Annotated in this window: 17 protein-coding genes; 10 read left to right on the top strand and 7 right to left on the bottom strand. The window is 68.4% G+C overall.

Annotation, left to right across the window (positions count from 1 at the left end; translation table 11 throughout):
• The first annotated feature begins 308 nt into the window (after positions 1 to 308).
• The 3 genes from MUY22_RS31845 to MUY22_RS31835 all read left to right on the top strand — a co-directional run bounded on the left by MUY22_RS31845 (position 309) and on the right by MUY22_RS31835 (position 3,052).
• Positions 309 to 1,391 carry an LLM class flavin-dependent oxidoreductase gene (locus tag MUY22_RS31845; protein ID WP_247050779.1) on the top strand — a complete coding sequence of 361 codons (1,083 nt, stop codon included), beginning with the start codon at positions 309 to 311 and terminating at the stop codon, positions 1,389 to 1,391.
• Entirely contained in the window at positions 1,388 to 1,909 is a 522-nt protein-coding gene (locus tag MUY22_RS31840; protein ID WP_247050777.1) for a DoxX family protein, read from the top strand. The genes MUY22_RS31845 and MUY22_RS31840 overlap by 4 nt, the downstream gene beginning before the upstream one ends.
• Before the next feature lie 120 nt (positions 1,910 to 2,029).
• Positions 2,030 to 3,052, top strand: a complete 1,023-nt coding sequence (locus MUY22_RS31835) for an alcohol dehydrogenase catalytic domain-containing protein (protein WP_247050775.1) — start codon at positions 2,030 to 2,032, stop codon at positions 3,050 to 3,052.
• Between the two features lie 107 nt (positions 3,053 to 3,159).
• On the opposite strand, the gene MUY22_RS31830 is transcribed toward MUY22_RS31835, so the two are convergent.
• The gene (locus MUY22_RS31830) at positions 3,160 to 4,020 is read right to left on the bottom strand and encodes an aldo/keto reductase (RefSeq protein WP_247050773.1); all 861 of its coding nucleotides are present in this window, start codon (positions 4,018 to 4,020) and stop codon (positions 3,160 to 3,162) included.
• 543 nt (positions 4,021 to 4,563) lie between these two features.
• Between MUY22_RS31830 and MUY22_RS31825 the strand changes: the two genes are divergently transcribed.
• Together MUY22_RS31825 and MUY22_RS31820 are read left to right on the top strand one after the other, a co-directional pair.
• Complete coding sequence (locus MUY22_RS31825) at positions 4,564 to 5,979, top strand: glycoside hydrolase family 30 beta sandwich domain-containing protein (protein WP_247050771.1); 1,416 nt, start codon at positions 4,564 to 4,566, stop codon at positions 5,977 to 5,979.
• Positions 5,980 to 6,482: 503 nt separating this feature from the next.
• Positions 6,483 to 7,172: a DUF998 domain-containing protein gene (locus tag MUY22_RS31820; RefSeq protein ID WP_247050769.1), complete on the top strand. Its 690-nt coding sequence runs from the start codon at positions 6,483 to 6,485 to the stop codon at positions 7,170 to 7,172.
• Between the two features lie 30 nt (positions 7,173 to 7,202).
• Here the strand turns inward: MUY22_RS31820 and MUY22_RS31815 are convergent, their stop codons facing one another.
• A complete protein-coding gene (locus MUY22_RS31815; RefSeq protein ID WP_247050767.1) occupies positions 7,203 to 8,096 on the bottom strand; it encodes an oxidoreductase in 894 nt (297 codons plus the stop codon).
• Positions 8,097 to 8,227: 131 nt separating this feature from the next.
• Between MUY22_RS31815 and MUY22_RS31810 the strand changes: the two genes are divergently transcribed.
• Positions 8,228 to 9,214: an Lrp/AsnC family transcriptional regulator gene (locus tag MUY22_RS31810; protein WP_247050765.1), complete on the top strand. Its 987-nt coding sequence runs from the start codon at positions 8,228 to 8,230 to the stop codon at positions 9,212 to 9,214.
• A 571-nt stretch (positions 9,215 to 9,785) separates the two neighbouring features.
• Here the strand turns inward: MUY22_RS31810 and MUY22_RS31805 are convergent.
• The 5 genes from MUY22_RS31805 to MUY22_RS31785 form a co-directional block, all read right to left on the bottom strand.
• The gene (locus MUY22_RS31805) at positions 9,786 to 10,823 is read right to left on the bottom strand and encodes an Lrp/AsnC family transcriptional regulator (protein ID WP_247050764.1); all 1,038 of its coding nucleotides are present in this window, start codon (positions 10,821 to 10,823) and stop codon (positions 9,786 to 9,788) included.
• 62 nt (positions 10,824 to 10,885) lie between these two features.
• Entirely contained in the window at positions 10,886 to 11,656 is a 771-nt protein-coding gene (locus tag MUY22_RS31800) for an SDR family NAD(P)-dependent oxidoreductase (RefSeq protein ID WP_247050762.1), read from the bottom strand.
• A gap of 13 nt (positions 11,657 to 11,669) precedes the next feature.
• Positions 11,670 to 12,974, bottom strand: coding sequence for a multidrug effflux MFS transporter (locus tag MUY22_RS31795; protein WP_247050760.1), 1,305 nt, complete (start codon positions 12,972 to 12,974; stop codon positions 11,670 to 11,672).
• A gap of 300 nt (positions 12,975 to 13,274) precedes the next feature.
• Entirely contained in the window at positions 13,275 to 14,405 is a 1,131-nt protein-coding gene (locus MUY22_RS31790; protein WP_371827512.1) for a DNA methyltransferase, read from the bottom strand.
• Positions 14,402 to 15,418: a hypothetical protein gene (locus tag MUY22_RS31785; protein WP_247050758.1), complete on the bottom strand. Its 1,017-nt coding sequence runs from the start codon at positions 15,416 to 15,418 to the stop codon at positions 14,402 to 14,404. The genes MUY22_RS31790 and MUY22_RS31785 overlap by 4 nt, the downstream gene beginning before the upstream one ends.
• A 445-nt stretch (positions 15,419 to 15,863) precedes the next feature.
• On the opposite strand from MUY22_RS31785, the gene MUY22_RS31780 reads away from it, so the two are divergent.
• From MUY22_RS31780 to MUY22_RS31765, 4 genes are all read left to right on the top strand, one after another.
• Positions 15,864 to 16,937: a sigma-70 family RNA polymerase sigma factor gene (locus MUY22_RS31780; RefSeq protein WP_247050756.1), complete on the top strand. Its 1,074-nt coding sequence runs from the start codon at positions 15,864 to 15,866 to the stop codon at positions 16,935 to 16,937.
• A gap of 212 nt (positions 16,938 to 17,149) precedes the next feature.
• On the top strand, positions 17,150 to 17,446 hold the full coding sequence (locus tag MUY22_RS31775; protein ID WP_247064219.1) for a pilin: 297 nt from the start codon (positions 17,150 to 17,152) through the stop codon (positions 17,444 to 17,446).
• A 503-nt stretch (positions 17,447 to 17,949) separates the two neighbouring features.
• Positions 17,950 to 19,662: a hypothetical protein gene (locus MUY22_RS31770; protein WP_247050754.1), complete on the top strand. Its 1,713-nt coding sequence runs from the start codon at positions 17,950 to 17,952 to the stop codon at positions 19,660 to 19,662.
• 55 nt (positions 19,663 to 19,717) lie between these two features.
• Positions 19,718 to 20,926, top strand: coding sequence for a PrgI family mobile element protein (locus MUY22_RS31765; protein WP_247050752.1), 1,209 nt, complete (start codon positions 19,718 to 19,720; stop codon positions 20,924 to 20,926).
• The last annotated feature ends 6 nt before the right edge of the window (positions 20,927 to 20,932 follow it).

Raw genomic sequence — 20,932 nt, 5'->3', positions numbered from 1 at the left:
GATTGCAATCGATTGCAGCGAGCTTGGCCCCTCACCTGAACTCTTGTCAACCCATTGGAACCCAGCCCGCGGACAATCTTCGGCACGGTGCCATCGCGGCGACATACCCGCGCTTTGCTGGACATATGAGAAAGTAGATCACCCGGAATGAGTCCAAATAGGACATGGCGCGCGTGGTCGATGACGCTACTTCTTGACGCACCGACCCGAACTGGAGTACACCTGAGCCTCATCGTCTCTGCAAACCATTGCATCCCCCGGTTCGCCTGACTCCTGCTTCGGGCACCACCACGAGAAAGGTGAGGACGTTGCGGTTCTCGATCTACCTCAACCCACAGACCCGGGGCCGGGAAGAAGACGTGCCCATCATCGAGACGACCATCGGCCAAGCGCTGCAGGCCACGCGCGCCGGTGTGGAGGGTCTCCTCCTGACCGAGCACCACTTCTCGGGTTACAACACCTACGGCAACAACTTCATGCTGGGCTGCCACCTCGCCGCCCTGACACCCCCCGGCACCATGTACTTCATGGGAGTGGCGGTGCCGCCGCTGCACCAACCCCTGCGCCTGGCCCAATCCTGCACGCTGCTGGACATCCTGACCCGCGGAAACTGCGTCATCGGCTTCGGGCCGGGCGGCTCGGCGGTCGAGTACACCGGGCTGGGCCGCGACCCGGGCACGCGCCGGGAAGAGATGATGGAGAACCTCGACGTGCTCGAGGCCGCACTGGCCAAGCAGGACGACGGCTCGGTCTACGACTGGAAAACCCGCCATGACAAAGGTTCCCTGCGCACGCGCATCATGCCGTCGCCCTACAGCCCGGACGGCGTCAAGTTCGCGCGCGCGACGTCGACCGACACCAGCGCCGCGTGGGCCGGCAGCAAGGGCTGGTTCCTCATGACCGCCCGCGACCTGTCCCCGGCCGTGGGCACCCGCTTGAAGGTCTACACCGACGCCCTCGTCGAGGCGGGCTACGACGACGCCTACGTTCAGCATCGGCTCGACTGGAGCCTGTGCCAGAAGCAGATCATCATCCGCGACACCGATCGTGAGGCGGAGCGTTTCGCCCGCCACCTCATGGTCGAGATGGGTGAGCGGCAGAAGCGGAACTTCAACCAGAACACCCACGATCCGGAGGCCGCGCAGTACATGAAGACCGTGGTTTCCGTGTCACCGCAGAACCCGGACGAGTTCCTCAAGTACGCGATGTTCGTCGGCACGGCCGACACCGTGGCCGAGCAGATCGCCGAATACGAGGCCGCCGGGTTACGGCACCTTTCGGTGTTGTCCAACTTCGGATACCAGACCGCCGAAGAGTCCGGGGAGACGATGGACAGATTCCTCGACGAGGTGCTGCCGCGATTCCGGAAACCGGCGGGCGATCCCTCGTGACGACCTGGGCGGACGCCGGGTTGCTCGTCCTGCGGCTGGCGATCACCGTGATCATGTTCTACCACGGAACGCAGAAGCTGTTCGGCTGGTGGCACGGCCAGGGGCTCGCCGAGGCAGCCGAATTCTTCGCTCGTCAGGGTTTCCGGCCGCCGCGGCTGATGGCGCTGGTCGCGGCGTTCACCGAAACCGCCGGCTCGCTCCTGCTCGGCAGCGGCTTGGCCCTTGTGCTGGGCACGGCGATGCTGACTGGCGTGCTGACCAACGTCGTCGCGATCCACGTGCGCAACGGCATGAACGTACGCAAGTTCGGCATCGAGTTCGAGCTCTCGCTGCTCGCCGGGACCGTCGCGATCGGACTGACCGACGGCGGCTCCTGGACCCTCGACGCCCTCCTGGGCGTCCCCCGGATCAGCTGGCTCGGACCGGCGGCCGTGGCGCTCGGGCTGCTCGGTGGACTGGCCGTCGTGGCCACGCGGAGCCGGGAGTCCGCCGCGGCGAACGAGGCTCCCGCCCACTGAACGGACCACCCCCGTCTCCGGCGGTCCCAGCCCGCGGCTGGGGATGAAGAGACGATCTGGACGCACACGCCCAGCGGGAGACCACTCGCCTGGTGCGCGACGTGGCACGAAGGAGAAGAAGTGCGGGCATTGCAAATCACATCGTGGGGCGGCGCCCTGAACCCGGTGGAGGTCGACACACCCGAACCGGGCCGCGGCGACGTGCTTGTCCGCGTCGAGGCGTGCGGTATCGGGCTGACCGTGCTGAACTGCATCAACGGGCAGCTGGGCAACGATCCTTCGTACCTCCCGCGCACTCCCGGGCACGAACTGGTGGGCGTGGTGGAGGCCGTCGGCGACGGCGTCTCCTCCGAGCGAATCGGCGAGCGTGTGGCCGCTTACTTCTACCTGGTCTGCGGCGAGTGCGTGCAGTGCCTGGGCTCGCGGGACTCGATGTGCCTCAACTTCCGCGGTAACGTCGGGGTGACCATCGACGGCGGGTACGCCGAGTACGCGGTCCTGCCCGCCCTCAACGCCATCTCCGTACCGGGCGCGGTGTCGTCGGAGTTCGCCACAGCCATCCCGGACGCGATCGCCACCCCCGTGCACGTGGCCCGGCGCGCCGGGATCGAGCCGGGCTGCCGGGTCGCGGTACTGGCGGCGGGCGGCGGGGTCGGGGTGCACATGGTGCAGGTCGCCAGAGCCTACGGCGCGGACGTGGTCGGACTGGACATCGTGGCCAGCAAGCTCGCGTTCTTGGAGCAGGAACTGGAAGTACCCGCCATCGACTCCTCCGACTTCTCCACGACGCGGCTCCCCGCCTCCTGGCACGGCCGGGCAGACGTGGTGATCGATCTCTACGGCCGGGCTCCTGCGCAGCGGTGGGCGATCGACAACCTCGACCGCAACGGCTCGCTGGTGTGTCTCACGACCTTCCGCGACGAAGAGTTCTCCGTGTCGTCGCGCGAACTCGTGCAACTGCAGCGATCGGTGATCGGCTCTCGCTACAACTCGCGGTACGAGCAGGGACTCGCCGCGGCCCTGGTCGACTGCGGCCAGGTACGGCCGATCGTCAGCGAAACGGTGGGGCCCGCGGAGGTCGTCGCGACGCACGAACGGATCCGCGCCGGTAAAGTGATCGGGCGCGCCGCGCTGGTGTGGTGACACCGGTGGCGCGTGGCCAGACCGTCCCCCTCGGCCACTCGCCACCGGCCTGGCGCCAGGAAGGCAGCACGAGGACGGCTCCGGCGGTGAGTTTTCTTCGGAGACCTTCACCGCCGCACCAGTGCCTGTTCAATGTCGGCCAGCCGCTCTACGAGATCCTGCTCCAAGCCGGTCTCGACGGCCGCCGCGTTTTCCCTCAGGTGAGCAACCGAGGAGGTTCCCACCACCAGCAACGCGGACGGGTGCTGGTGCAGCAACCACGCGAGCCACAGCCTGCCCGCGGGGATCCCGCGCTGTGCGGCGAGTTCGCGAATCACCTCCGACTGGTTCGCCTCCCGGCGTGCGAAGGGGTGACAGAGCTGGTGGACGATGCCCTCCGCGGCGCAGAAGACCTGTGTCTCGCTACCCACGACTGCCGCGGAGCACGGAATCCTGACGGAAACGACAGGCGCGATCTCCCGCGCGTCCCGGATCTGGCCGGGGTCGGCACAACAGAGTCCCAGGTGGGCGATGAGACGTTCCTGCTGCAAGCCGGCGAGCACGCGGAACGGCGATGCGACGGGGACTCCGCCGGCCACGCACAGATGGACGAGATCCAACGTGGACACCGTGAGCAGCGCGAGGTTCTCGTAGATGGTCCGGAGGATCGAGTCCGTGTCGAGAGAAGGTGCCCACGAGCGGTCCGGAGCTCGCGCGAGGCCGACCGTCGTAGAGATCACCAGAGATTCCGGGTACGGGTGCAGCGCGATCCGGATCAAGTCGTTCGCGACCCGTGGTCCGTACTCATGGCGCGTCGCGATGTTCGTGACGCCGACCTCGACCGCCGTGCGGAGAACATCGATCGCCGTGTCCCAGTTTTCCGGCCGTCCCCAAGCCATCGGGCCGGTGAGGCGCATCGTTTCGAGCCCGATCCTTGACAGTGCCAGGCCGCCGGGCAGGCGCGCTACTCGCAGGAACGCCGATGACATGCGTCAAGCTCCTCTCGTCGGCGGCCCACCACACCTCACCATCCCGGCATCGCCACCACGGGGCCTGCTCGTTCGAGCGATCTCATCGGCAACCGCCACGAGGCCAGTAAGATGGCCGATATTCTTCCATCGTGGACGCGATGGACCGGGAAATCGTGCAGTACCTGAAAGCAGACCACCGGTCGCCGGCACGGGGCTGAGCCTGCGCGCGGTACTCCCCCGTCGCAAAGGCATCTGACCAAGTCACGGTCAGCGGCAGTCTTGACACTCTGAGCTATCCGTCTTTAGCATCACTGCACGCAGCCAATCGGCCCTTGCCGCACTATTCCTCTCACGAAGAATTACGTGGCAGCCGCATGTCTGCAGCCTCTCACGAGGTTTCTCTCAGCCTGCCTGACAGCCGCCACTGTGGCAGCAACTCACGGAACCCGTCCGGGCGCGCAACGTATCCGGCCGGTCCAGAACACAAGGAGCGGCATGTCATATCCCTTTTCGCATTCCGGGGCCGGTCATTCCCCGAGGTACCGGTCACCGGGACGCCGGATGGTCACGGCGGTCACCATCGCCGTCACGACTGCGGGAGCCTTGCTCGCAGCACCCACGGCTCCGGCCATCGCGGCAACGTCCGCCAGCGTTTGGCTCACCACGGCGGACCGATCGAATCTGTTGCGGCAGCAGGGTGACGTCGCATTCGGCAACGGTGGCAGCGGTTCGGTGATCACGATCAACGACAACGCCAGGTACCAGTCAATGGTCGGCTTCGGCGCATCGCTCACCGATGCCGCGGCATGGAACATCTCCAACTCGTCACAGCGCAACAGCATCATGAACGCGCTGTTCAATCCCAGCAGCGGCATCGGACTCAGCTGGTTACGCCAGCCGATCGGCGCGTCTGACTTCTCCCGCAGCTTCTACACCTACGATGACGGCGCGGCCGACCCCAGTCTCACCCGGTTCTCGATCGCTCACGACAACGCCTACATCCTGCCGTTGGTCACGCAAGCCCGTTCGCTCAACCCGCGACTGTCCATCATGGCCACTCCGTGGAGTGCGCCTGCGTGGATGAAAACGAACAACAACCTCATCGGCGGCTCCCTGAGCGACAGCCAGATCGGGGCGTACACCAGCTACCTGGTCCGGTTCGCCCAAGCCTACGGTTCCGCGGGTGCGCCGATCGCCTACATGAGCGTGCAGAATGAGCCGAACTTCTCACCGCCGGGCTACCCGGGCATGCTGATGTCGGCCCAGCAGCAGTCGAACATCATCAACACCCTGACACCGAAGCTGCGCGCAGCGGGGTTGAACACCCAGATCCTCGGTTACGACCACAATTGGGACAACACCAGCTACCCGCAGACCGTCAACAACAGCGCAGGAAGCAACGTAGCCGGTTCCGCATGGCACTGCTACGGCGGCAACCCCTCTGCACAGTCCACTGTGCACAACGCGCAACCCGGCAAGGACATCTTCTTCACCGAGTGCTCGGGCACGGAATCGGGCAACACCTTCGCGGACTCGCTGCGCTGGCAAGGCACCAATCTCGCGATCGGCGCCACCCGCAACTGGGCGCGCACCGTAACGACGTGGAACATGGCGCTCGACGGCAACCACGGCCCGGTGATCGGCAGTTGCACCAACTGCACGGGCGTGGCCACCGTCAATGGCGGCAACGTCACCTACAACGCCGAGTACTACGTCCTGGGCCACTTGAGCAAGTTCGTTCAGCCCGGCGCTGCGCGGATCGACTCGACGGGCTACGGGGACGGCGGCATCCAGAACGTCGCTTTCCGCAACCCGGACGGCTCGATCGTGCTCGTCGCGCTCAACACCGGTGGTACACAGAACTTCCGGGTGTCCTACAACGGACAGTCGTTCGGCTACTCGCTGCCCGGCGGCGCGATGGCGACCTTCAGGTGGACGGCGGACGGCGCCAGGAGCGGTACCGTCACCGGTGGGTGACACCACAGTGCAGCTGTGTGGCAGCTTCGGCGCACCCCGATCAGCGGTGGACGGCCACTACCGGATTCAGACACCGCCGGCGATTCCCAGTCGAACGTTCCGGTGACGACCCGCCGTACGGTCCCTGCACTCAGGGGCCGTACGGCTCATCCTTCCGGCGCCGAGGATCGCCGTCACATCCCGTGGCAGACCGACGGCGATCCTCGGGTGCACCAACGCGGGTCGGTCCCGCCGAGACAGTGAACCAACCGAAACTGCGGTGTGATCCGGTACACGACCAGACCGAGACAGACACTTCTCCCAGCGAAGTCCGTCATGCCGTCCGCCGAAGGATCCGGACGCGTCGACCGCCGAATCACGTGTCGATCCTTCACAATCGGCCGCAACGGAAGGCCGATCCTCCAGCTCGCCCACACCGTCCCGGAAACAGCCGAGCACGCCCACAGCAAATCGACAGTTTCCTTGTCGAGAAAGTCGCATGATATCCGGCTACGCTCGTGCATATGATCACCGTCGCCCTCGGCCGCCGAGCTGATGTCACTGCGCTGTCAGGCGTCGGCGCGCTCTTCGTCGGAGCCGTCCTCATCCTGACACTGGGACTGATTCCCCTTACGAATGACATCAGCGTGACCAGCCAGACCATCAGCCAGTACGGCCTGAGTAAGGGTGCATGGCTGTTCGACCTCGCCGTACTCCTGGTCGCCGCCGGCTCCGCGCTGTGCTTCACCGCGCTTCGGATCCAGAACCGGCTGCCCGTGATCTCCGCGACCTTTGGTGCTTTGTGGACGATCGGCCTTCTGGTGATCGTCACGTTTCCCAGAACCAACTGGGCGGTCGAAACCGGATCCCATCTGGGTGGAACGCTCCACCGAATCGCGAGCGTGGTGGCCTTCGTTTGCTTGCCGGTGGCAGTCCTCACAGGAGCGCGCGCCGCGTTCCCGCGGCCTGTCCGCCGAGCCTTCATCGTACGACTGCTCGGGGCCGTTTCTCTTGGTTGGTTCGCAGTAATCATCGGTGCGATCGTGGTCGCTGCCGTAAACGGTGAACGCTGGTGGGAGATTATTCCGCTCGGCCTGGTGGAGCGAGGAATGGCGCTTACCGAAATCGTGGCTCTCGTTATCCTCGCTGCCCCGTTGCGGAGGGCCCGCGAGCAGTTTGCCACTACTACCGCGCGGGTCATCGACTCCCGATAGCCCGACGGCGGGAGGTGGACTGACCTGACGTCAGTTCAAACCCTCTCCTGCGGCTTTGAAGGCTCTGTCGCCCAGGGAGTCCAGCTCGGTGACCGCAGAAGGAGGGAGCTCGATGCTTGCCGCAGCGAAGTTCTCACGCAGATGGTCGACCGATGACGTACCGGGGATCAGCAGTATCGTCGCCGAGCGCTGCAGCAGCCAGGCTAGGGCGACCTGCAACGGCGTGTACCCCAGATCAGCGGCAACCTTCTCCAATGCCCTGGACTGCAGCGGACGGAAGCCGCCGAGGGGGAAGAACGGCACGAAGGCAATACCCCGCTCAGCGCAGAGGTCGACGAGGTCGTCGTCGCGGCGCATGACCAGGTTGTAGGAGTTCTGCACCGACACAACCGGAGCGATCTTCTGCGCCACCTCGACCTGATCCGCGCTCACGTTGCTGACACCCAGATGCTTGATCAGCCCCTCCTGCTGCAGTTCGGCCAGCACGGAGAACGGCTCGGCGATGTCGTCCGCATCGCGTGTGCCGGTCATCCGCAGATTGACCAGGTCCAGCACCGGCAGCTCGAGGTGCTCGAGGTTGTCGTGCACGGCCTGCACCAGGTCGGCGCGGGAGACGGCCTCCGGCCACGAATTGCCCGGTCCCCGGCGAGCGCCGACCTTGGTGACGATATGCAGGTCTTCGGGATACGGGTACAACGTCTCGTGGATGAGGCAGTTGACCGCGTGCGGCCCGTAGTAGTCGCTGGTGTCGATGTGGGTGATGCCGCACTCGACGACCGTGCGCAGGACCGCCATCGCCGCATTGCGGTCTCTCGGCGGCCCCCACGCCATCGGGCCGGCGAGCTGGATGGCGCCATAACCCATCCGGGTGAGCTTGAGGTCTCCGGCGAGCCTGACGCTGCCGGCCGGGATGGTGTCGGTCATGAAGGGCGCTTCCGTTCACTGCGTGTCTGACAACCTCAGCATCGCGACACCGGCGGGCAGAGACCCACGTTGGACACACGTTCGGCTTCGATCCTTCGCCATTACGGCGATCAAGGCGGTAATCTTCCAGCATGGAAGCCGTTGATCATCAGATCGTGCAATGTCTGCTGAGAGATGGACGAGCTCCCTTCCGTCGGATCGCCGACGTCTTGGGAGTCTCGGAGCAGACGGTTGCGCGGCGGTACCGTGCTCTACGCGCCAACGGCGTCCTGCGGGTGCAGGTACTCGCGAACGAGCGCGCACTCGGCCTGAAGCGGTGGTTCGTGCGAATTCAATGCCGGCCTGACGCCGCCGAAGCGTTGGCCGAGGTAATGGCCGCCCGCGAAGACGTCTCCTGGGTGAGCATCACCTCTGGCGGCTCTGAGATCATCTGCGTGGCCTTCAGCGACCCCAGCCGTGCCCGTGGCTCGGTGCTCCACCGGCTGCCCCGCACCAGCCAGGTTCTGAGCTTCACCGCGTTCGCCGCACTGCACATGCACGTCGGGACCGACCGGAAGTGGATGGCGTTCGATTCACCTCTCGGTGATGAGCAACTTTCGAAGCTGTGCGAAACACGCCCGAGGGCGCCGCTGAAGACCCCGCATCCTGGGTCTGTGATCCGCGACGAGGACGCCGCGTTGTTCGCCGAGCTGGCGAAGGACGGTCGCGCAGGCGCGGTCGCGCTTGCCCGCGCGACCGGTTGGCCGCAGTCCCGCGTCTCGGCTCGGCTCGAGGAACTGCTGTCGACCGGGACCGCGCATGTGTCCACCGACCTCGCACCCCAGCAGTTCGGCTTCGACGCCGTCGCTTACCTCTGGCTCACCGTTACTCCTTCGGATCTCGACGAGACCGGCAAAGAGCTGTCGCTACAACCGGAGACGACATTCACCGCCGCTGTGACCGGAATGGCGAACCTGCTGGTCACGGTGACCTGCCGGGACTTGGATGCGCTCTACACCTTCGTCACCACCAAGGTCGGGACACTTTCCGGAGTACGCCAGGTAGAAGTCGTACCAGTGCTGCACCGGCTCAAACAGGCCGGGACCCGCGTCCGCGACGGACGTCTCGTGGTCACCTGACGCCCCGATCCACAAAGGATCTCCCGTTGACGTGGGCGGTCAGCCGGCCCCATGAGGTCGGCCCGCCCGAATACTTAGGCCCGTGTCGTCCGCCGACGGTCACCACCATGCGAACTGTGCCGAATGCACACGACAGGGCGGCCGAACACGCCAGGCTTCTCAGTCCGGCTACGGCCGTGGCGCCGATCGTGTCGGCGCCTGGCAACAAGAGCAGTTCGACCGCTCGACGCCAACCCGCACTACCGGTCGGCCAGCCACTGGTCGCCAAAGATCCGTTCGCGGATCGTCGACGCCCGGGAACGGGCGTAGGACGCCACGACCCGGCCGGCGTCCACCAGTATTGCGACGTCGGCGGAGTAGCCCGGCACACACGTGCGGCTGGGCGCTGACGCGATCCGCGAACCCGTCGACGGGGCTGCCGGTGGTGGTCAGTCGTCTCAGGCGGTCCGAACACCTCTGACGGGAAACGCAGCGAGAACCGCCGACAGCACCGCTTGGCGCCACACCGGCATGGGCCTTCGGCGTGATCCCGGGCGGCGGAGACGTGAGGCGTCTGCGGCAGCGGCAGGGTTCAGCCGGGACGTCGCGTTGATGGCTTCTTCGGCCGTGGCGCAGTGAGCCGGTTTCCGGTCATCGGTGTGTTGAACTGCTTGAGCTGCCGCAGCACCGGTGAGACTTCGACGACACGAACGCCGTCGAGCGCGCCGATGCGATCGGTGACAAAGCCGAACAGGTCCTCCAGGGTGCGGCAGCTCACGGCGGCGTGCATGTTGTGGGTGCCGGAGATCCCGGCAGCGAAGGCGACCTCCGGCATGGCGCTCAGCTCCTTGCCCACGGCACGCACCGCACTCGGGGCCACCTGCAGCCACAAGTCCGCCCGCGTAGTGAAGCCCAGCGCGGCTCGCGACAGTGCCACGTCCAGGTGCAGGACCCCGGACTCCAGCAGTGCCTGTACGCGCCGAGCGGCGCGAGCGGGGCTGATGTCCGCAGCCGTGGCGAGTTCGACGTGCGTGGCCCGGCCGTCGGCGGCGAGGGCGGACAGGATGGCCTCGTCCTGCGGCTGCAGGGTGGTCGGGGGCTGCGGGGGCCGACGGCTCACCGCACCGCCGAGTGCGAGGGTTTCCTGAGGGGTGAGGGCAACCTCGAGCGCGGTCCAGTCGCGGGTGCACCCAGTCGAGAAGACGTGCATCACGACCGACGCGGTGATGTCCAGGACGGTCGCGACCCGCGGCAGCAGTTCGACGAGCAGGTGCTCGCGGTCGGCCTCGGAGCGGGAACGCAGCGCACAGGTCACCTCGGAGCCCGCGGCGTTGAGAGACACCCAGCCGACGTCGTCGCGCACGGCGAGAGCCTCCGCGATGGCCGGTGTGCTGTCCGGGCGGCATCGGACGCGCACCACCCATTCGCTCTGTCCCAGTGCCGCCGGGTCGACAACACCGGCCACGTGCAGGACACCGGCTTGGCGCAACCGCCGGTAGCGGCGCGCGACGGTCGCCTCCGACACGCCGAGCACCTCACCGAGCCGCGCGAACCCCTCCCGAGGCGCCAGCTGCAGGGCGCGGATGATCCGGTAGTCGTCCTGGTCCAGCTCGGACCGGGTGGTCACCATGGGCACTCCTCGACGATAGGTGCCCCGGCCGCGCCGGTGTGGCCTCGGCCGGGGGTCCGGGCTCAGAGCAGCGCGCCGCCGCTGGCCTCGACGCGCTGCCCAGTGATCCAACCGGTCCGATCATCCAGCAGCGCCGAGATGACGCCCCCGATGTCGCCCGGTTCCCCGGTGCGGCCGAGCGCCGTAATGCCGGCGATCGCTTCCCGCCCTTGGGGGCTTCCGGCGTAGCCACCGGCGAAGTCGGTCGCGGTGGCTCCGGGAGCGACGGCGTTGGCCGTGATGCCGCGCGGACCGAGCTCGAGGGCGAGGTAGCGGGTCAGCATCTCCACACCGGCCTTCATGATCGCGTAAGCGGACATGCCGGGGTTGGAGAAGCGGGTGAGCGCGGAGGACACGTTGACGATCCGGCCGCCGTCACGCAGCAGCGGCAGCAGCTGCTGGGTCAGGAAGAACACGCCTTTGAGGTGCACGTTCATCAGATGGTCGAAGTCGGCCTCGGTGACCTCGGCGAACGGAACCAGGCTGCCGTGGCCCGCGTTGTTCACGAGGTGGTCGAGATCGGCGCGGTCCCACGTGGTGCGCAGGGCCGCACGCAGGGCCGCCGTGAACGCGGGGAACGAAGTCAGGTCGGCAACATCGAGGTGAAGCGCCTCGGCCTTGCGTCCAAGCGCCCGTAACTCGGCGACGACGGCGTGCGCCTCGCCGGGGTGGCTGCGATAGGTGATGACGACGTCGGTGCCGTCCTGGGCGAGACGCAACGCGGTGTCGCGACCGACGCCCCGGCTGCCGCCGGTGATGAGAGCGACCGTGGAGCGGGTGTGGGCGGAACTCACGGAACAGGTCTCCTCATGCCGTTTCAGATGTCGAGCGAGTCAGCGGACGAACGGTTTCGCGGGGGCGAACCACGAGCGCCAAGACGAGCAGTGCGATCACCAGGCCGGCCGCGATGACCGTGGCCATGGCCGCCGGGCCGGTTCCGATGAGCCCGACCACTGGCGCGGCGAGCGCGCCGACGCCGAACTGGACGGCGCCGAGCAGCGCGGCGGCGGTTCCGGCGGCCTCTCCGTGGCGGGACATCGCGAGCGCGGGGGCGTTGGGAAGGGCGAACCCGACCGAGAACAGCACCATCCACAGCGGAATCAGGCTGCCGACGATGCCCCCCGCGCCGGTGGCCTCGAGGGTCAGGAGCAGCACTGCGGAACCCGCGGCCGCGACCAGAGCCGGGACGAGGATCCGCTGGGGACTGCGGCGCCGTAGCAAGCGCGCGTTGAGCTGGGTGCCGACCACCACCCACAGCGCTCCGGCGCCGAAGATATAGCCGAACGCCTGCTCGTCGAGACCGAAGTAGGTCTGGAACACGAAGGGCGAACCCGACACGAAGGCGAAGATCGTGCTCATCACCAGTCCCGTCACCAGGATCAGCCCCAGGAAGACACGGTCGCGGAACAGGGTGCGGTAGTCCCGCAGCGTTCCGGTGACGCCCCCGCGGCGCCTCCGCTCGACGACCAGCGTCTCGGGCAGCGCGATGCCTGTGATGATCGCGATCAGCAGCGTGACCACCGCGATGACCGCGAAGATCCCGCGCCAGTCGGTCCAGTTCAACACCACCCCACCTAGCGTGGGGCCCAGGATCGGGGACACGCCGGTGACCAGCATGAGTCGGGAGAGGACGGTCGCCGCCGCCGAGTCCGAGAACAGGTCTCGCACGATCGCCATCGCGATGACCGTCGACGTCGCGGCACCCAGGCCCTGCAGGACCCGCAACACATCCAGCACCAGCAGGCCGGGCGCGACGAGGCAGAGCGCAGACGCCACGATGTGCACGGCGACCCCGGCCAGCAGGGGACGTCGGCGACCGGCCCGGTCCGAAAGCGGCCCGACCAGCAGCTGCCCGAGTGCCAGCCCGGCGAGAGTCGCGGTCAGGGTCAGCTGGATCGCCGACGCGCTCGCGTGCAGCTCGGTGCCGATGGCGGGCAGCGCCGGCAGGTACATGTCCGTGGTCAACGGCCCGATCGCGACCACTGAACCCAGCAGCAACACCATCCGAATCCGCGCGCTGCGGCTGAGCAGCCCCTGCTCGCCATGGGCGCTGGGAGCATCTCTCGCGTGGATCGGCCGCTCCCCCGGACCGGACCATTGTTTCGTGCTCATGCGATTAAGTATCACCTCGTGATAATCAACGGAAGTGATGAAAACTGCGTAGTGGTCGATCCCCGCAGAACTCTGCGACCAGACGGGAGATTCCATCACCTTACGCTCGGCAAGCCGCACGGTTCCGGCATTCCGACCGTCCTCACCCTCGACGCGCTCGCGCGTCGCCGCTACTGCGACGGCTGGGTAGCCAGTTGGAGTCCAGTGCGGTCGTAGCGCCCGTCGTCGAGACGATCGAGGAAGTCACCTTGTCGAGATTCGATTACGTGCCCGCAATCGCGAGCTTGATCGAGACTGCGATCATGCCGTCTGCCGAATGGGCGAGAGGGGCAGGTCCGCCTCAGCCGGGATCGCGGCCCGCTTGGCGGTGGCCGGAGTGAAGGGCTTGCGGAGCACGATGACGTCTTCGTGCGCGATCAGGTGCAGCGGCAGTCCCTGCTCGCGCTGCTTGCGGATGAAGTCACGCTGGAAGAACGAGCCGCGGACGACGAGGTCGGAGTCGGCCACGCGAGCCAGCAGAGCGACGCACCGCTCGACCGGAACCAGACCGGCGGCGCGGCCGCAAGCGATGATCTGCGAGGGCAGGTCGATCAGCTCGGCGTGCTCGCGCCACGGCCGCACGGTGATCGCGATGTGACCGCCCGGACGCAGCACGGCCGCACAGCCGATCAGGACGCGGGTGAACCCCGCCAGCAGCCGGTGGTGGCCGACGTTGGCCAGATTCCCGCGGTCGAGGACGCTGCCATAGCGGTGGTGGAACTTGTGCACCTTCCCGTCCGGCGAGTCCGTGGTCGCGGTGACGACCTGTCCGTGGGTGGAGGTCCCGTACGGCGGTGAAGTGACGATCAGCGCGGCCTGCCCGTGGTAGCGCTCGGGCAGCAAGTGCGGCAGCCGACGGGCATCGCCGCGCAGGATCTCGGCGTCGTGCTCGTGCCCGCGTCGGCGTACCAGGCGCAGGTTCGCGCGGGCGACGCTCACCCAGTGCGGCTCGTACTCCACACCGACCGCGCGGCGCCCGGCGTCGATCGCCTCCACCAGCGTCGTCCCGGACCCGGCCATCGGATCGAACACGAGCTCTCCGAGCTGGGTGTAGTGGCGGATCGCGTACGCCGCGACCGCCGGGAGCATCTTCGCCGGATGGGCGGTGGACTCGGGGACGTAGCGGTCTTTGCGCTGTGCCGCGGGGGACGTCTGCGCGGTCGCCCACACCGACAGCGGCAGCTCGTCCGGAGTCGCCGTGTTGGTCTCCGCAGCGGGCCAGGAACGGCCAATCCCGGACGCGGCGATGTCGGCGTCGAGGTCGTCGATGAGCGCCCGCGGGATCGGTATCGTCGGCGCATCAGCGGGAGTGGACGGGCGCGGAGCGTGCATCGTGACGGGACCTTTCGTGGCGTGCGGGCGGGACTGGCGAGCAGGCTCGAGGGGTGTCATGCGTCCTCCTCGGGAGTCGCCGGCGACTGCGCGGTGTCGTGGTCGGCGGGTTGAGCGAAGACCAGGACGTCGCTGTGGGCGCGCCAGTGCGGCGTGGGCAGTTCGCGTGTGGCTGCGCGGTGCGCCGCGCGGCTGTATTCGGCGGAGGCCCGTGAGGTCGGCTCGGCGTGCAAACGGCTCTCGCGGAGCGGCGTGTGGAGGGCGACGACGTGCTGCAGGTAGAGCAAGTCGGCGTGCTGGCAGGCCGCGACGATCGGCCCGGTCGGATCGACCAGCACCCCGTCGTTCCAATCACTGTGCGTGTACACGGCAAAGATGCCGCCGCTACGCAGCAGACCGGCCGCGAGCAACGCCAGACGATCCAGCGACACCCCCTCCGCCGCGTGCGCGGGCAGCGACACGATGACCAGATCGACGTGCTCGCGGGCGCCTGAGGTCGGCTCGGCGGACAGCACCGGCGAGGCGGCGGGCGCCGAGTCCGGGGAGACCGGCAGCAGGCCGGTGAACGGAGTGGCGGAGTCCGTGACGAGGTGCGCCCAGAACGGCTGTGCCACCGGTGCCGTGGTGCTCTGCGCGGCGTCGAAGGTGGCGATCTCGGCGGTTCGGCCGACTGCGGTCACGGCTTCCCGCGCGGACGTGACCGCCTCCGCGATGGTCGTCCTGGCTACGCCGGTTCCGGTGTCGGGGACGGCGAGTACGACGTGCTCGCCGGAACTGCTGAATGCGGTGGTGATGGCTTCGACGATCGGGACCGGCCAGGGTGCGTGGGAGTCGATGGGATCCGGTCCGCACGTCCAGACGGTGGCCGGTGTCGGCGTAGGAGACGGAGGTGTCGTGGCGCGGCCGGTGGAGGCATTCGCGGGTCGGGAACGCGTGGCTGCGCGACCGGCGGAGACGCGGCCGGTGGCGCCGGGATAAGGCGCGAGGTCGCCTCCGCGACGGGAGCGCGGCGGGCGGGTCGCGTCGCTGCGACGAGCGGGGCGGTCGTCCGCGGGCTGCGGGCGTCGAGCCATGGTGTGCCTCCTTGATGGGGCGATCATTCGGCCGGCGAGAGCCTGGTTCCTTCGTGCTTGTCGGGAGGCAATACCTGGCACGTAGCATCGCGGCGACACCCTTGTATCAAGAAATGCCATTCATCTCCCGTCGACCGTCGCAGGTTCTGTCGGGTTCTACGAAATATCCTGACCGAGAAGCGATTCCGGGAATTCAGGACGTGAAGCACGATCCTTGTCTGAATATTTCTTTGCCGTCTGGAACACACTGACTTCGACCCGTTGAGGCGCTGCGCCTCATCGGACCGTCCCAGGCATTACAAGGCAGTTCAGAAGCAACTTTCAGGCTTGACGTGGCGACAAGAACGCGTCGTCTTCCGGCGGCGTCCGCAGCGGACACGACGGTCCTTGAGGCGCTTTTGTCACGGTCCAGAGGCGGTCCAGAGGCGGTTTTGAGGCGCCCCGGATGGCGTCCTGGTTGCTCACCGAAAGCACGAGCTTCAGGAGAGCCGCCATGGCCCGTTCCTCTAATGAATCCGCAACCCTCGGGCGCGTGTTTTATGTACGCGCCCATCCTGATTTCGTCACCAGCTCGGATGTGTTCGCGATGGCGCGGTCAAGTTTCGCGTGGCTGGTGACCGGGCCGGAACCGGTCAGCGTCGACGGCCGCGAGATTGACGGCCTGCCGCCGCGGCTGTTTCCACTGGACAAGCTCGGCACGGTGCTGCTCGATCCCGCCTGTCCTCAGCAGACCCGCGACGGCGTGTGGGCGTATCTGATCACGCGCTCGCGCGCCGAAGGCGGGACGTGGACGGTGGCGTGCGTCGGGCTGGCGCTACCGATGCTGCTGCGCGTCGCGGCGCTCGTGACGCGCCGGTTCTCCGGCGATACCCACGACCTCAACGCGGCGGTGCTGACCGGTTTCCTGCACGGGCTGCGCGAGGTTGATCTGGTTCGGCCGGCGATCCTCGCGCGGCTCTACTGGGCCGTTTACCGCGAGGGCCTCGCGGCCCTGCACGAGGCTGCCGGCAGCCCGACTCCCGTCGCCGATCTCGAACTGCGAACGGCCCCCGCGCCTCGGCCGGAAGGTCACCCGGATCTGGTTCTCGCAGCCGCCGTCGCGGCCGGGGTGATCACCGCCGACGAAGCCGGACTGATCGCCGAGACCCGCCTGGGCGAACTCAGCTTGACGCAGGCGGCGCACGCCCGCGGCCGCTCCTACAAGGCCACTCAGAAGTTCCGCGAACGCGCCGAGGCTCGCCTCGCCGCGCACCTCTCGTCGCCGGCCGGCGACGGTCCTGCACCGGCCCGGTCGCGACGGTCGGGCCGTGTCACGCCCACTCGCCCGTCGTTGCTCAGCGTGACCGCTACTGGCGCGAGTTCGGAGCGAAAAGTGCGTCGCCCGGTGTCGCCGGAGGACCCGGAATCCGGCATTGCCGCACGCGGGATCCCTCAGCCCGCGCGCCGCCGTACATGCGCGAGCCGCTCGGCCATCGGCCCGACCGCGCACACCGTCCGGGAGGTCCGCTCATGCGACTGAACCGCACCCGCCGTGCCCAGCGCCCAGCGCACCGTCAAGGCGCCACTCGACCGCCCCGACGGTCCGGTCGAAGCCCGATTCGCGCATCGCGCGCACCCGGAGCGTCTCGCGTTCGTGGCTGCCCGCGGTCCGCTCCCCCGCCGGATACCGAACTCGTGCCGCGACCGCGTCGGCGCCGATCGCTGACGCTGTTCGGCGGAGTCCTCGTCGCGATGGCGCTGCTGCTGGGCGGGTCGGCGGCGTGGGCGGAGACCGTGCAGTACGTCGCGCTCGCCCAGACCGTGGATCAGGTCCTGTCCAACATCCGCAACTGGATCATGGGCATCCTCGCCGGGGTCGCGTTGGTGTTCTTCACCCTCGGCGGGCTGCGCTACCTGATGGCCAACGGCGACCCCGGCGACGTCGAGAAAGCCAAAGGCGCCTTCAAGGCAGCCGGCATCGGGTTCGGCCTGGCCGCGCTCGCCCCGCTGGTGGTCGAGATCCTCAAGACCATCGTCGGCGGGGTGTGAGGCCGATGCCCGCCTCATCGAGCCGTCGCATGCTCAGTCCGGCAGGCAGCGAGAAACCTCGCCCGCGCGGAGCGTCGCGGAGGCGCCGGGGTCGCATCCTGATCGTCCTCGGCCTCCTGCTGGCAACGGTGCTCGGCGTCTTGGCCTCCGCCCATGCCAGCCCCGCTCCGGTGTCCGCACAGCTCGCGCCGCAGCAGACACCGCCTTTGCCGCTGCCACCCAATCCCAGCTGTGCGCCCGGCTCGGCCGAACCGGCCTGTCACCTGCCCGCCGCCAGCCCGACCCACACGATCCCCGCGACACCACTGCCGCCGATCACGACACTCCCTGCACCTGAGCCGTCGTGCGTCCCCGGCTCCGTGCTGCCCGGCTGTGCGCCCGCAGTCGATCCGCCGTGCGCCGGGCCGGACTGCATCCCCCAGCCTTCGACGCTTGTGCCGAGCACCGTGCCCCCGGCGGCAGTGCCTGGCGGGCCGGGCGGGGATGCCGCGGAGTGCGGGCTGATGCACCTGACCGGGTGCATGGTGGTGGCCGCGAGCGCGTTGTTCGCCGCGGTCGTGGCCGCCGGGCTGAACCCGCTGCTGGACCTGCTCGGCCGGACGCTGCTCACCACTCCGGAGCCGGATCAGCTGCCCGGGCTCGGCGCCGCGTGGACCGGGTCGTGGCACATCCTGCTCACGTCCTATGTGGTGCTGGTGCTGCTGGCCGGGCTGATCATCATGAGCTACCAGACCCTGCAGTCCCGCTACACCGTCAAGGAGATCGCGCCCCGGCTGGTCGTCGGGTTCCTGGCCGGGACGCTGTCATTGTTCTTGGCGACCAAAGGCATCCAGATCGCCAATGCCCTTTCCGCCGCGGTCATGGGCGAGGGCGTCGAGCCGGGTGTGCTGGCCCACAGCTTGATCACCATGGTGCAGGGCTCGCTGCACGGCGGAGGGCTGTTCCTCGGCGTGCTCGGCCTCGTTCTGGTCGCGATGCTGCTGGTGCTGCTCGTGGTGTTCATCGTGCGGGTGCTGCTGACGATCCTGCTGATCGCCGCCGCGCCGATCGCGTTGATGTGCCACGCGCTCCCGCACACCGAAGGCGTCGCCTACTGGTGGTGGAAGGGCTACGGCGGGGTTCTGGTGATCCAGGTCGGGCAGTCGATGACGCTCGTGGTCTCGGTGAAGATTTTCTTCGCTCCTGGCGGGTTCACCCTCTTCGGCCCCTCCCTTTCGGCGTTGGTGAATGTGCTGCTGTGCATCGCGCTGCTGTACGTGTTGATCAAGATTCCGTTCTGGTTCCTCGCCCCGCTGCGCTCCGGGCGCGGATCGCTGCTCGGGCGAGTCGTACGCGGTGCGCTGGCGTTCAAGACGATGGGGTTGCTTAGCGGTGCCCTGGCCGCTCGCGGCGGCGGCCCTGCGCCTCGTCGCGGAGGCGGCATGCCGGCAGATCCTCCGGCGACCCGCTCCGGGCAGTTCATGCTTCCGCTGCGGGTGCGCCGGACTCGCGTCGGTGCGCCACGCTCACCGAGGCTGGGTGAGCTCGCCTCCTCTGAGCCGTTCCCCGGCAGGCGTCCCGGTCCGGGACAGTTGTCGCTGTTCACCGCCTCCGGTTCCGGCGAAAGCCGTCGGGTGACGCCGAATCCGCGGGCGTTGCCGCCGGACTCGGTGCCGCACGCGTTGCCGCGCGATCAGCTCGGGTTGCCGATCACCACCCGCCGCGAACCCGGCCGCGTCGGGCGCCGGTCAGTGTTCGAGGACCTCGCCGAGCGCCAACCCGGCCTGCCGCCGCCGGTGCGCCAGCCCGGGTTGCTCACCGCGGATGGGCGGGTCAGCCGCAACGCCAAGCCACGGGCGAAGGCGCCGAACGCGTTGATCGCACCGGAGCCGGGCATGCTGCCGATGCACCTGTGCCCGGCAGCAGTCCGTCCCGCGAGGCGCACCCTCGGCGACGAAACCACGACTCCGACGCAACCGGTGCGGCAGACCGGGCCTGGGCTGATCACGCCGTCCGGGCAGATCAACCGCGCGGCCCGGGCGACACGCCGTCAACCGCGTGACGCCTTCACGGGGAACCGGCCGCTGGCCTCAGGCCAATACCCGCTGCCCCTCGGCGTGCGACGCCAACCGAAACCCGCCCCGCCGCCGGCAGACACCACCACTCCGGCATCGAAGGTGACGTCGACACGGCGGACCGGAGCGCAGTTGCCGCTGCCGCTGGACTTGCCGAAGTGACCGCGTCGCAGCCCGGCCCCGAAGAAGAAGTGAGGTCCTTGTCGTGACTACTCCCGTGCGTATTCCGGCTGACGTCGATCGCCCGGACCGGGTTCTCGGCCCCTTCACCGCCCGGCAGCTGGCGATCCTCGGCCTCGCCGCGCTGCTGCTCTACGGGCTCTATCTGCTCACCCGTCCGTTCCTGCCGGTGCCGATCTTCCTGTTGCTCGCCGCGCCGCTCGGGATCGCGGTCGCAATGCTCGCGTTGGGGCGCCGGGACGGGGTGGCGCTGGACCACCTCGCCGTCGCCGCGATCCGGCAGCACCTGTCCCCGCGGCATCGCGTCGCCGCCCCTGAAGGTGTGTGCGCGGCCCCGGCCTGGATCGCTCCGCACACGGGCATGGGGGCGTCGTCGCGGGGCCGACGGCCGGGCGGGAGCACGGTCTCGCCGGCGCCGCTGAGGCTGCCCGCCGAGCGAGTCGACGATCTCGGCGGCAACGCCGGGGTGATCGATCTCGGCGGGGACGGATTGGCGGTGATCGCGGTCTGCTCGACGGTGAACTTCTCCCTGCGGACCCCCGCCGAGCAGGAAGCGCTCGTCGCCTCGTTCTCCCGTTACCTGCACAGCATGACCGCGCCGGTGCAGATCCTCGTGCGCGCCGAACGGCTCGACCTCGCCCCGCAGATCGAGCAGCTGCGCGACCGCGCGGGCGGGCTCCCGCATCCCGCGTTGGAGGCCGCTGCCCGTGACCACGCCGACTACCTCGCCGAGCTCACAGCCCAGTCCGACCTGCTGCGCCGCCAGGTGCTGCTCGTGCTGCGCGAGCCGCTGCGCACCGGCCCGGCTCCGGCCACCGCGACGCTGCTGCCCTGGCGACGCGACCAGGGCGGGCAGCCGACCAGCGACAGCGCTCGGCACGCCGCCGAGCAGCGGCTCGTGCGCCGCCTCGCCGAAGCCTGCGACCTTCTGACGGCCGCGGGGATCACGCTGACCCCGCTGGACGCCGCCGCGGCGACCGGGGTTCTGGCCTCGGCGTGCAACCCGGACACGTTCCTCCTGCCGTCTGCAGATCTCGCCGCGGCCGACGACGTCATCACCGCCACTTCGACCTTCACCGATCTCTACGGCAACAGCGATCCCCCGCCTGGCCGCGCGGCGCCGCCCGATACCGGCACGCGCGCGCCGCAGCAGCGCTCGGCCGCCGCATCACGCATGGGGGCATCGGGTCCGTGGCTGGACGAGGACGACGACTGGGATTACGACGACGAGATCGAAGGCAGGTAGCCCGCC

Origin of the sequence: Amycolatopsis sp. WQ 127309 (assembly GCF_023023025.1) — a bacterium.
Taxonomy (GTDB): Bacteria; Actinomycetota; Actinomycetes; order Mycobacteriales; family Pseudonocardiaceae; genus Amycolatopsis.
The sequence above is the reverse complement of the archived record's forward strand: the minus strand, read 5'-3'. Positions and strand labels throughout refer to the sequence as shown.